Origin of the sequence: Halodesulfovibrio spirochaetisodalis, from assembly GCF_001672295.1 — a bacterium.
GTDB lineage: Bacteria > Desulfobacterota > Desulfovibrionia > Desulfovibrionales > Desulfovibrionaceae > Halodesulfovibrio > Halodesulfovibrio spirochaetisodalis.
Map to the genome: position 1 here is coordinate 1 of NZ_JXMS01000020.1, position 12,939 is coordinate 12,939.

A 12,939-nucleotide genomic window follows, 5' to 3' on the forward strand; every position below is an offset into this window, starting at 1 on the left:
ATTTTCACATAAAATTCACATCCCAACACACATATAAACATTTAATATTTAAAAGCTTTACACATTCGCCCACCATATAAAAAAGAGGACATGCCGTCCTACCTCTACCCCTTGGCTTTCTTAGCTTTTTCACATAAAGTCACGATCATTTATAAACACAATAATGCGACATGATATGCACAATAAACTTCTCTGTATCACATGCTCTGAGAATCACGTCTCGCTTTGCCATTTCTCCGGCAAAAAAGGGACTGCTGTTCTCGAAGATTATATATCGTTCCAGCCTACATTGCCGCTCACAGCACAGTCTTTAGCAACTGAAATTGCAGATGCTATTGACCGCAATGACTTGCAGGCGGAGACATACCATCTCGCGCTGAACTCGCAGTTTGCGATCCTGCGCAGCTGGGTCTTCCCTTTTGCTTCAGAATCAAAAATCAAGCAGGCTCTTTCTTTTGAACTCGAACAAGAGCTTCCATTCCCTCAGGAAGATGCGATAACAGACATCCAAATCGGTGCCAAAAATGCCGTAGGACGTAATGTTATTTCTGCAACAATACATAAGAATTTCCTTAGCGCATTTCTTTCTGAGCTTCAGGAGCATGGTATTGATCCTGCACGGATTGACCTGGACGCTTTCGCTCTTTCAAATGCGATTTCGCATATTGAAACAAAAGCACCTACACTCCTGCTTGATATAGACGCTAAGCGCTGCCTGCTCACGTTCACAAATGAAGGTCAGCTTGTCGCAGTATCCCAGATCCCGCATGGATTATCTTCAATTAAGCAGCAAATGATGCGCAAGCTGAAGCTGACCGAAGATGCTTTTGAACGCCAGCTTCTATTTACCAATGTTGCCCAGCCTGCGGCTGGAGAATCAGAAAATGTTGTTTTCCACCATGCATTGAGTGAAAGTCTAAAGCGTCTGGCTAAATCTATACTGCTTGGCATTAACACCAGCACAGCCAGTGCAGAAACAATTTTCCTCAGTGGTGAAATCTCCAAAATTCAGGGTGTCGACCAGATTTTTTCAGAAATTCTCGACCGCTCTGTAACATCAGTCCACAAGCTGAAGGACGCTCCTGTCATTACCAATCTGGAAGATAAAAATGACTGGATCGAATGTCTGCCTGCCTACGGCCTTATGCCTTCTGCCAAAGTCAGCCTGAATATGAATTCTCAGGGAATGAACTTCCGCAAAGAAGAATTTTCATACCATAAAAAACAAGATCCAATCACCAGTATCGCTAAATATGCGACCGCTATTGCGCTCTGTATAATGCTTGCATGGGCTGGCTCCCTCTACGCAGAGGGACAGCAAAAAGAAAAAGAAGTTAAGATTCTTACGAAAAGCATTAAAAAAGCATTCCGCACAGCACTGCCGGATGTTCGTGGCAACTTCGGTACAATCCAATTTACGAGCATTCTACAAACCCGTTTGAAGCAATTAAAAGGTGAAGACTCTTCAACTGCGCATAAACAAATTGCTGTTATTGAACTCTTGCGTGCATTAAGTGAAAATACACCAACAGGGCTCGATGTTAATCTCGAAGACATTTCCATTGATGAAAAGCGTATCGGCCTTCGTGGTAACACGGACAGCTTAAATACTCTTGAAAAATTCCGTGCTGGTCTTTCAAAAAGTCCGTTACTGGAAAATATTGAAATCCGCGGCGCAAACAACCAGAAAAAACAGCGCGTACGCTTTGAGCTCAGCATCATGAGGGCAAGTTAATATGGGACAGAACCAACGTACTATCACTCTTGCCATCTGCGGTGTCCTGCTCCTCGGTGTCTTGCAGTTCATTGCCCTGCCTATGCTTGATTTCAAAGAAGAAATGACTGCACAGGTAAAGAAAAACTCCAAGGCATTAAGCAAACTGGATGTTCTCACACAAGAGTACTCACAGCTTCAGGCAAAACGTAAGGCACTTACCTCCGGCACCAATGCCAACAAAGGAACTTTGTTCGCCATTGTTGAGAAGGTTGCCCGTGAGCAAAAGATTAACGAACTGATTGAATCCGTCAGACCGCAGCGTCAGGAATTAGACAACAACCTTGTGGAAGAAAAAGTACAAGTACGCTTTGACAACTTGTACCAGCAGGATTTGATGCGGTTCTTGTACACTGTTGAAAAAAGCCTTCAAGGCATAACTGTTCAAAATATCGAGATCAGACGCACAAAAGATGATCTTTTGAAAGCTGACCTTTCTCTTATTATGACAACCTCAAAACAGCTGTAGGAAACCAATGGAAACTCCTTCTCAGGGACAAACACCGGCGAACCCTTTCGGGGAACAGTTTCGTACATTCCACTTTTATCCTTCGGAAAGCCACAAGCATATTGTGCACCGCATAACCCGCGGCCTTGAAGCTAATTGTGGTCTGACGCTGCTCACTGGTGAAATCGGCATCGGCAAAACATCTGTTTGCCGTTATCTTATGCAGTCCTTTGGAGCCTCCTATATTTTTGCCGAAAGCGGCAACCCCTTCCTTAAGCCTGCTGAACAGTTATATCACTTCTGCAAACAGTTCGGGGTAGATACTACCGGCCGTAACTCCATTCATGATCTTACAGACGCGCTGCACACATTTTTTATGGAGCAAGCCGAACTGGGCAAAAAGCCGGTTATCATTATGGATGAAAGCCATCTGCTTGCCACAGAACATTTTTCTCTTTTGCTGGTGCTCTATAATATGCGCCAAGGTTCAACACCGCTGGTGCAGATCATCCTCATTGGACAGGTTGAGATTATGGACAGACTCCGCGAACCGGGGTTTGAAGCACTCAACCAGCGAATCGGGGTGCGTTGTGAACTAACACCTCTTACAGCAGAAGAAACCCGAAATTACATCCAGTTCAAACTGGAACATGCAGAATTTCCTAATCAGAACGTTTTTGAACAAAAAACGCTCAAAAAAATCTGGCAGGTGACGGGCGGTCTTCCACGCCTTATTAACCACGCCTGCTCCCACGCTCTTGACCACATTACATTCACCGGAGCGCAATCTGTTTCAGAAAAGCTGATCGATGAAGTTTCCTCTGATCCGATGTATCAGGATTTATTCACCATCAGAACAAAAAAAGATACACAGAAATATCGTGCAGCTGCAGCCATTGTTGCAATTATCTTTGTGGGCATCTTTGCTGCCACGCAACTGACTATGTTCTCAGGGACAACACCTGAAGCTGAGGATATGACAGTTGCAACCACGTCTACACAGCAGACAGCACCACAGGCTGCGGCTCCACAAAAAACAGCCTCTGTGCAGGCTGCAAAAAATGAACAACCAATCCCTGCTCAACAGGTGACACCTGCTAAGCAGGTTGCCGTAACTACTCCACCAGCAACAGTTACAAAGCAGGCTGCTGTGCAAAACACAGTACCTGCACCGCAGGCTAATCCTGTTCAACAAGTGGCGCAGGCAGAAGTAGAAAAAACTGTTCAGCTTAAGGCTGTCCAAGTCACACGCCCTGCTTCAGTGCAAGGCTCGCAGCCAGCACCAATTACAGTAACTCCGGTTCAAAGCGAGCCCGTACTGACAAAGCCTGCCAATACCGTTGCCCAGACTCCCCCTGTAAAGACTGTTCGACCTGTTAAAACGGTACAGCCACCTGTCGCCAGCGTGCAGCAGCCGCAACCGGTTCAACAGGTACAACCGGCTCAGCAAGCTGTAACTCCTGCACAGCCGTCTGTGCCAACTAATCAGCAAGTGCTTCCGTTGCAGGCACCTGCCAGCACAGAACAGACCGCAGTAGCCCAAGCTGGCACACCGCAAGCTGTAGAACAGCCATTGCAAGCTGCACCGACAAAATCTGTGGAACAACCTCAAGCACCTGCGACTTTAGCTAACCAACAGCCTGAACAGAATACACAACAAGTCGCACAGCAAAACGCTGCCCCTGTTGTTTCTCTGCCACCATTGGGCACTAAAAAAGAAGCTCATGTGCCTGCCTATGCAACAGCTCCGGCTCCACAGGAAGCTAGCGCACCGAAAGCCGAATCTACTCTTATTCTTGATGAAGATACCCATCCGGCAATAAGAGCACTGGAAGTTTCTGCTGTGGCATGGTCGGAAAAACCTGAAGCACGCATGGTTGTTGTAAACGATCGAATTTTTCACGAAGGAGACAAGGTTGGCGCTCTTACACTCGAAAAGATCAATAAGAGCTACCTCATCTTCTCCCTTGACGGTATCCGGTACCGCAAAAATGCCTCGTAATCTGAACCTGACCTACATTTTACTTAACCAATAAGGAGAGAGTAATGAATATACAGTCCAACAAACCAGAACAGTCCAAAGAGTCCGGCTTCACCTTGATGGAGCTCATGGTAGTTATTGTTATCCTCGGTATCTTAGCATCTATTGTTGTACCGCGCTTCCTTGATGAACCGCATAAGGCACGCGTAATCAAAACCAAAATGCAGATTCAGGGCCTGTCTACCGCAGCTAAAAAGTACTACCTTGATAACGGCTACTACCCAAGCACAGAGCAGGGACTGCAGGCACTTGTTGAAAAACCTACTGTAGGCCGCATTCCTAAGCATTACCCAAGCGGTGGCTACATTGCCAAAATCCCTACTGATCCTTGGGAAAACGACTACGTATATCTCTCCCCTGGCGAGCACGAAGCTTTTGAAATCATCTCTTTTGGTGCCGACGGTGAAGAAGGCGGAGAAAATGACGGTACAGACATCCAAAGCTGGAACCTTGAATAAGAATCAACGTTCCGCAGGCTTTACCCTGTTTGAACTGCTGATAGTAATGGCGATAATGGGCATGATGTTTGGCATGCTCGTTATCAATATTAATATCGGTTCCACTTCGGGTGATATGAAGACGGCTATCCGCAGAATTGCCGGAGCCGTCTCAGAAGCCCGATCCCGCGCATTGCTGAAGCGCACTCCACTGGAGTTGCATTTTAAACGCGAAGGATTGGAGTTGTACCAGATGGTGGACAGCAAAAAACTCCGCATAGGCAACGCGCCGCTACCGGCAGATGTTTTTATCGACGATGTTGAAATAGATGGTGAGCATGACAAGCGCATTCTAATATTCCAATCTAAGGGCATCACACAACCGGCAACTATCAGTCTGACATCAGACGATGAACGGCAAACTGTAGTCGTCGGCCCTATCCAAGGCATTCAAATTCGCGAGGGTAAAAAACCCCGCAAAACTGATCCATTCGAGTGAGACATTACTTATGATGCGTCATATCTTTTATTCATTGCTGGTTGCCAGCGTTCTTCTCAGCGGCTGTGCTGCTAAAAACACGAAAAACACCGCACCAGCAGCAGGAAGCAATGCGGCAAAAGCTGCTACGCTTTATAAAGAAGGCAACTATTCTGAAGCGCTAGCGTATTACGAAAAAGCAATTGATGAAGATGAAACGCCGCAGCTGCGCAATGGTGCTGGTGCGACCTTGCTGGAAGGCGGCAACCCTGCAGAAGCTCTTAAAGAATTTGACAGAGCGCTGACATTCATGCCTGCCTCAGCTGACCTGCATGCAAACAAAGGCGCTGCACATCTGCTCCTTGGACAGGAAGAAGTTGCGGAAGAGTCTTTTGATAAAGCACTGGCTTACTCACCAAATAACGCTTCCGCGCTGAATGGAAAAGCACTTCTCTTACTCGGTAAAAAGGACTATGAATCAGCCCTCGCTCTTCTGCTCAAAGCAGAAAAAGCTGCTCCGGACAACAAAGCTATTATGTTTAACAAAGCTATTGCATTTGAAGCTACCGGATTGCTTGAGGATGCTGACAAAGCTCTTACCCTTTTACTGGAAGAAACGCCTAAAGATGCAGCAGTACGCAACGCACGCGGCATCGTTCGCATGAAGCGCAAAAAGTATGATCTGGCCAAAAGCGACTTTACGTTCGCAGTTGCCCTTTCTCCTACTACCGGCCTCTATTACTACAACAAGGCAATCCTTCAGCAGCGCCTTATGGAATACGAAGATGCAGTTAAAAACTACACTCGTTCCATTGCCTATGATCCGACAAACCCTGCTGCACTTGTAAACCGTGGCGAGACGTATGTAATGCTCGGAAAAAAAGAAAAGGGATGCAAGGATTTGAAAAAAGCATGTGATGCTGGATTATGTGAAAAGTTTGAAAGCTACAAAGCGTCACGCCTTTGCCTTGAGGATTAACAACACCTCAATGTAGAAAAAAGAATGATTAGCACACTGTAATATTATACTTTTTCTGTATTACGACAGTTAAAAATTAATACAGCTACATAACAAAAAAGCCTTTTTACATTGCANTGCAATGTAAAAAGGCTTTTTTGTTATGTATACAACAGCAACAGCCAATATTTCTTTTACTACCTTTCCATCAGGTATTAATGCCTTTCGAAACACAATCGATCTATATTTCATAGCTTTTCCTATTTGTACAACATTTGCATATAGCATGTACGGCGTCAATTTAATTACTCATGCGTAGTTTAAATTTATTTTTTATACTCGGTAGGGATTGATATGAAAAATATTGCATACAAAATATCTGTTATAATATTCATAGGCTCATTGCTCGCAGGGTGCGGAGGCAATAGTGAAACTTCAACAAGCAGTATTTCTTCTGATGCGAAACCCACCGCAGTTTCTGGCGCTGTTGTTGCTGCTCCAATTGACAACGCCACTGTTGAAGCTCGCGTAAATAATGACTGGGTAAAGGTTGGCACCACCCGCAATGGTCAAATTATTTTCAACAACCTTGAAAAAATAACGAAGTACCCTGCGCTACTCCGAGCTAACGCCGACGGGAGAGGGCGAAACAGTAAAATTGATGCCCCATTTTTTGCTGAGCTACGTGGAGTCATGGTGTCACGTACTGACACGGTATACCTGACACCTGTTACAACACTTGGCGCCTATTTATTTGACCATGCTGGGGGCACTATTGATGCTGCTCAAAAGGCTCGTGTCAAAATTACGTCTCTCATTCAAAAAACACTGGGGTTTTCATCTGTTGATCCGTATGCAAATCCACTTGGTGATGGATTAATTACTCATGAGGTTGTCCAGCAAACCTTCATGGTACTGCTCAATCTTGGTGAAGAGACAAATAATGCCTCCATGCAGCAGTTCACAACGGTAATGGAAAAGCTCGCAACCGGAATGGAAAAGAACACTTTTCTAGGTGCAGTCACTGCCATTAATCCCAACGTCACTGCTGGCATTGAACATTATCTTGATTCACAAAAATCACGCATTGCGCAACGCGCTGCTGCATTGCTGTACGACCATGAAAGTACGGCAGCAGAGCAAGAAGCTGAGCGTATCAACTTGCTTTCAAGCATGAATACTATACTTGAAAGCATGCAGCCTGATACCACCGTTGCTGAAAAATTCATATGTGAAAGAATTACTGAAGGAAGCACCGCCACAGTACTGCTATCATCACCTGTCTATGCTCCGAAAAAAAAGAACGTACCAGCCTTGCGCTTCAAGCTATCGCTGCTCAGTAATAATGAAACTCGAGATACAATACTTCGACCAGCCAGCTCTTCTGCATTCCACCCCACTTCAAATAAATTTACAATTACCGCCCTCCCCTCTGTAGGCATACTAAATAAAGGGGTACCTGTGTCTGTCATACCAGAGCAAAAGCTCAAAGCAGGAAGCACTACATATTCCAGCGGCAGTGAATTCAGCTTCTTTTTTGATGTTGAATCCGCACCGCTGGAGGCACAGCATTCTATAACGTTTACAGCAACTGACAACCCTGATCTCAGTTACACCATTACGTTCATCATTAAAGGTGAAGACGAAATCGTTATTGAATCCGTTTCCAGTGCTGGATCTTCAAAGTTATATCCATTTGATGAGGGGGAAGCATACAATATTCCAATTGGATCCATTACCACACTCACTGAAGGACAATTAGCCGCAAAACTGACACCAGCTTTTGACGTACCTTCACCGGAAAAAATATTTGAAGCCGTGCAGGTACGATTTACAGCACCAGATAATTTTATGTTCAGAGGACAAGGAGCACCGCGACAGCAAGTTGCCATTTCCATCCCCCCTATAGCTGCAAACAACTCTTTCACATTCTCGATGCCTGCCAATTTGGATATCATTGCAACTAAACCGAGCCCTGTTGGTAAAAAAGTTATTCTAATAGATGTAATAGAAAAAAATACTCAAAAAATCTTAGCCCAAGCATCAGGCACCGTATATTTTGTCCCTAAAAGCCATCTTGCTGACATAGCTTCCGCAACCATTACAAACCAATCACAATCTGAATTCACTTACCCGAAAGAATCAGCGGAATCTGATATTACTTTGGATAACCTGACGTTCTCCTGTCAGCTACAGACATGGTATGACCTTGCTGAAATTCCTAAAGAGCAACAGCCGGAAACTGTACTGGAACTTTTTCCTAATGTCTGGACATTGCGTTTTGACAACGCTCCAACCGATACAAATGGATTTAAAGCTCGAGATGAAAGCTATACTAATGAATTAGACTTACAACCCTTCATTCTTTCCGGCTTGCAGAATCCCATCCAATTCGGCTTAGTTGATTATAGCAAAGAGGGTGGTGACGACTGTAGACCAATAGTCAAACCGTTTACGACTTCAGATTCTATCCATCTTTATTTCAAAATGAATGCAGATTCCGAGCATGAATATGCTGTGAAGGGGAATTTCATTCTAAAACAAGATAAATAACTACAGGTAGCATGCCCAACTGCTCTTCACCTTTTTACTTATTGCCAAAAACATACTATATACTCGCTACACCGAATAACGGTGCAGCCAGCCTTGCATAGGCGGCACTACAAAATCCGCTACTCTTCAAGGGTTCTCTATATATGTCATCATTCAGGTATAAAGCAGTCGACAAAGCAGGTAAAAATACCAAAGGCGTCATTGATGCCGATAATGCCGCCCAAGCAGCAAAACTCCTGCGCGACAGGGGAATGTATCCACTGAATGTGGACGCGCTTGGCGCCACTTCCGGCGGCAAGGGGCAAAAAAAAGGCTTCCAGTTTTCACTGGATATCTCAGGGTATTTTCAGCGAATTCCCAAAACCACTGTTGCCAGCACAATTCGCCAGCTTTCTACACTTCTGAATGCAGGCCTTGAACTAGATGAATCACTCAGCACGATGATTGACCAAGGGGGTAAATCCCCTATTCGCAGCGTGCTTTCCCAAATACGTGACCGTATCCGTGAAGGCTCAGATCTTGCTGCTGCGTTTGCTGAGTATCCGCATGTGTTCAGTCCGACCTTCATTACCATGATCAAGGCTGCAGAATCATCCGGTACCCTTGGCATTGTTATGGAGCGCCTTGCAGAACACGCCGAACAGCAGCTTGCATTAACACGCAAGGTACAGGGAACGCTCGCATATCCTATCCTGATGTTCATCGTAGGTATTGCGGTTGTGATCTTCCTTCTGGCGTTTGTTATTCCAAAAGTTACCCAGATTTTTGTGGACTTAGACAGAGCTCTACCGGGCCCTACGCAACTGCTGCTTAATATCAGTGCTGCCCTTCGCTATAATTGGATGTATATTCTTGGCGGCATCACTGTTCTTATGATTTCCTTTAAACAGTTCATTAAAACTCCAAGAGGAAAAGTGATGCACCACACGCATATTCTGCGTGTTCCAATTCTTGGCTCTCTATTGCAGATGCTTGTTGTTGCCCGAGTATGCCGAACGCTCGGTATGCTGCTGAAAAACGGAGTATCACTGGTCAAAGCACTTGATATTGTTAAAAACGTTGCCGGAAACGTTGTGCTGGAAAAAAATATCAAAGATATGAACCAAGGCGTGCAAGAGGGTAAAAGCCTTGCGGAATTTATGCGCCAGTCCCCCATATTTCCTACTTCAGCCGTGCAGATGGTTGCAGCGGGAGAGAAAAGTGGACAGCTTTCACGCATGTTGCTTGTAGTTGCTGATGACTGCGACAATCAGGTAAACTCCAAATTGCAGATCATTACATCTCTGATGGAGCCAGTGATGATTTTGCTGCTCGGGGGCATGGTAGGCTTCGTTGTTATGGCGATTATTCTTCCTATCTTCGAAATGAGCAGCCTCGTGGGTGGCTAATACCTACTTCAGATATAAACTGCATAAAAGGGTGGCATTACTCAATGCCACCCTTTTTCTTTTCAATAAAAAAGGCAGACTGCTATAGCAGTCTGCCTTTCTTTCATTCAAGTAATATTAAGTCGTATCAAGTGCTGAGTCTATCCTACTTCTTACTTCATGGAGGTCATGGCTAGCCAGCAAAACAAAAATCGCGATCTATTTTGAAGAACAGTCCCTTACTTCATGATAATTGTAGGAGAAGCAAGACGTCCGTTAATGGAGACTGTTATCTCTTCTCCAGCCTTAAGACGATTCACAGCGTTTGCGTCAAGCAGCTCTACAATCAGGTCTTTAGGCGGAATAAACAAACGACTCTTCATGGAGACTTTAGAGTCAATAATGTTTTTCAAGTTCATCTTCATGGAACCCTTCACATTACCACGCATTGTTTTCTCACGGACTGTGAAATCTTTTACTGTAAGCGTTGAACCGTCGAGCGCAGCTGACGCAGTTACGACCATTTCTTCAAAACGCTCTTTCTTGATAATCGGAACAGGGTTTTTAAACCGCAATCCACTACCGGCAAGCGTCAGTCGCCCTTCCCCTTTTGTAATATCCTGAGTCGAGCCTGAGTACTGTACATGGACAGTTCCCTTCCCTTTCAAATCAGGATCCTGCATACGCAAAAACGGAATTTTCCCAAGCGGCTGATTTTTAATATCAACCACAGCAGAGACAGTAGAAACATCAAAAAGAGAGCCTGTTTCTGCGTGCGCAGTTATTTTGCCACCATAGCACAGTGCTGAAACATCAACCCCTAATCTTCCAGTAAACAAGCTTCCATAGTCTACTGTAATAATAAGATCATTCAGTTCAACCAATGCATTGCGGGATCTTTTTTTTGCAAAATATACGGAGTCGACTTCAAGGCGCGGCGGGAAAAAGGAAAGGTCAATCTTGCCCGGCTGAATATTTACAGCAGGAATGGAAGCAAGCGCGTTGCGTAACATAGGAACGGCATCATGTTCGGCCATGCGCATTCCCAAAAAAGCACTGAACATTACGCTGCCGAACAGTAGATATAAGCAAACTTTCAATGCAAGCCCTTTGGAAAAACCAAAGGATATGGAAGGCAAAGAAACTTTATTCTTAAATGAAGCGAGTAAAGACATAATACCTTTTTTGCCGTTACAAGTTTGAAACGCGCATAATTTCAGTCACAGAGGTAAGTCCCTGCAGAACCTTGGCACAACCGTCAGAACGCAAGGTACGCATCCCCTCGACAACAGCCTGACGGCGAATTTCGCCAGAGTCAGCGTTTGCCATAATCTGTCTTTTAACGGGATCCGTTACCTGCATAATTTCGTAAACAGCCTGACGTCCTCTATAGCCTGTATCCATGCATTCTGGACAGCCATCAGCCTGATAAATCGGCTTTCCAACCATGTGGTCTGCCATGGTACCGCACTCTGCAACAGAATCCGGCGTAGCAATAACTTCGCGTCTGCAATTCGGGCACAGTACGCGTACAAGGCGCTGGGCAACAACAATACGCAGAACAGATGCAAGAAGAAACGGTTCAACACCCATGTCGATAAGACGAGTCACCGCACTCGGAGCATCGTTGGTATGCAATGTAGAAAACACTAAGTGACCGGTAAGCGCAGATTGAATAGCAATTTCCGCTGTTTCTTTATCGCGAATCTCACCGATGAGAATTACATCAGGGTCCTGTCGCACAATAGAGCGCAACCCTTCAGCAAATGTAAGACCGGTTTTGGAATTTACCTGAATCTGACCAATACCTTCCAGCTGATATTCAACAGGATCTTCAATGGTCATAATGTTTTTATCTGGCGAGTTAATATCGCTCAACGCTGCATACAGGGAAGTAGTTTTACCACTACCTGTAGGGCCGGTAACCAAAATGATACCGTGTGGAATACGTGTCATTTTAGCGAGCATTTCCAAGTCATCATCCTGCAAACCAAGTTCTTTCATACTCAGAATACGGGAACTTTTCTCCAGAAGACGCATTACCACTCGCTCGCCGTATGAGGTAGGCAGCGTCGACACACGAAGGTCAACCTGACGCCCACCAAGAGTCAACGCAATACGTCCATCCTGCGGTAAGCGCTTCTCGGCAATGTTAAGCTTTGCCATAACCTTGATACGCGAAACAATAGCAGCATGAAATTTCTTGGTGAACGTATGCTTATTATACAGCACACCATCAAGACGAAAGCGTACCCGCAAATTATCCTTAAAAGGCTCAATATGCACATCACTCGCGCCGGCTCGAACAGCCTGCGTGAGTACCATGTTTACAAGCTTAATAAACGGGGCATCGCTGGAATCATCCAGCAGGTCGTTGATCTTGTCATCATCAAGGTCATCAAAGTTAAAGTCTTCAACGCCCTCAAGAACATCTGTGACATCTGCGTCTTCCTGAGAATCACCGAAAGCTCTATCAATAAGCATAGTTACGGTATTCTCAGTTAATAAAACAGCCTGTGTTACCGGCTCATCGAAAAAAATCGAAAAGTCATTCATCACAGTATGTGCAGATGGGGAAGTCATACCAACGATCAATTCGCCGTCTTCTTCCTTCAAAGGTACTGCAAGATGCTTTTTTAAATATGAAATAGAGAACTGACAGATAAGTTCAGTATCAATTAACTCTTCAGGAACTTCCTCAAGAAAATCCATACCGTAAAACGCCGCCTGAACCTGCCTGAAGCTCAGTTCATCCAGCATATTTCCGGCAAGCAGGACTTCCTCAATGGTCTTTCCTTCTTCAGCAGCACTATTCTGGGCTTGCTCAATGCTCTCTACAGTAAGCAGCCCGTTGTTCACTAACGTTTGTTCAAGAGTTAACAT

General features: G+C 44.9%; 10 protein-coding genes. 8 read left to right on the plus strand and 2 right to left on the minus strand.

Features of this window, described 5'->3' with window-relative positions; translation table 11 throughout:
* The first annotated feature begins 175 nt into the window (after positions 1-175).
* From pilM to SP90_RS11290, 8 genes are all read left to right on the plus strand, one after another.
* Positions 176-1,735 (plus strand): pilus assembly protein PilM, encoded by a 1,560-nt coding sequence (pilM, locus tag SP90_RS11255; protein WP_066856088.1) that lies wholly within the window; start codon positions 176-178, stop codon positions 1,733-1,735.
* Between the two features lies 1 nt (position 1,736).
* Positions 1,737-2,243 carry a type II secretion system protein GspM gene (gene gspM / locus SP90_RS11260; RefSeq protein ID WP_066856090.1) on the plus strand — a complete coding sequence of 169 codons (507 nt, stop codon included), beginning with the start codon at positions 1,737-1,739 and terminating at the stop codon, positions 2,241-2,243.
* A gap of 7 nt (positions 2,244-2,250) precedes the next feature.
* Complete coding sequence (locus SP90_RS11265) at positions 2,251-4,224, plus strand: AAA family ATPase (RefSeq protein ID WP_066856094.1); 1,974 nt, start codon at positions 2,251-2,253, stop codon at positions 4,222-4,224.
* A 44-nt stretch (positions 4,225-4,268) separates the two neighbouring features.
* Positions 4,269-4,721: a type II secretion system major pseudopilin GspG gene (gene gspG / locus SP90_RS11270; protein ID WP_066856097.1), complete on the plus strand. Its 453-nt coding sequence runs from the start codon at positions 4,269-4,271 to the stop codon at positions 4,719-4,721.
* Complete coding sequence (locus SP90_RS11275) at positions 4,684-5,199, plus strand: prepilin-type N-terminal cleavage/methylation domain-containing protein (RefSeq protein WP_082936412.1); 516 nt, start codon at positions 4,684-4,686, stop codon at positions 5,197-5,199. The genes gspG and SP90_RS11275 overlap by 38 nt, the downstream gene beginning before the upstream one ends.
* Before the next feature lie 10 nt (positions 5,200-5,209).
* On the plus strand, positions 5,210-6,157 hold the full coding sequence (locus SP90_RS11280; RefSeq protein WP_066856103.1) for a tetratricopeptide repeat protein: 948 nt from the start codon (positions 5,210-5,212) through the stop codon (positions 6,155-6,157).
* Between the two features lie 333 nt (positions 6,158-6,490).
* Positions 6,491-8,689 (plus strand): hypothetical protein, encoded by a 2,199-nt coding sequence (locus tag SP90_RS11285; protein ID WP_066856106.1) that lies wholly within the window; start codon positions 6,491-6,493, stop codon positions 8,687-8,689.
* Positions 8,690-8,832: 143 nt separating this feature from the next.
* Positions 8,833-10,077: a type II secretion system F family protein gene (locus SP90_RS11290; RefSeq protein ID WP_066856109.1), complete on the plus strand. Its 1,245-nt coding sequence runs from the start codon at positions 8,833-8,835 to the stop codon at positions 10,075-10,077.
* Positions 10,078-10,295: 218 nt separating this feature from the next.
* On the opposite strand, the gene gspN is transcribed toward SP90_RS11290, so the two are convergent.
* A complete protein-coding gene (gspN, locus tag SP90_RS11295) occupies positions 10,296-11,231 on the minus strand; it encodes a type II secretion system protein GspN (RefSeq protein WP_082936413.1) in 936 nt (311 codons plus the stop codon).
* Positions 11,232-11,247: 16 nt separating this feature from the next.
* Complete coding sequence (gene gspE / locus SP90_RS11300; protein WP_066856115.1) at positions 11,248-12,939, minus strand: type II secretion system ATPase GspE; 1,692 nt, start codon at positions 12,937-12,939, stop codon at positions 11,248-11,250.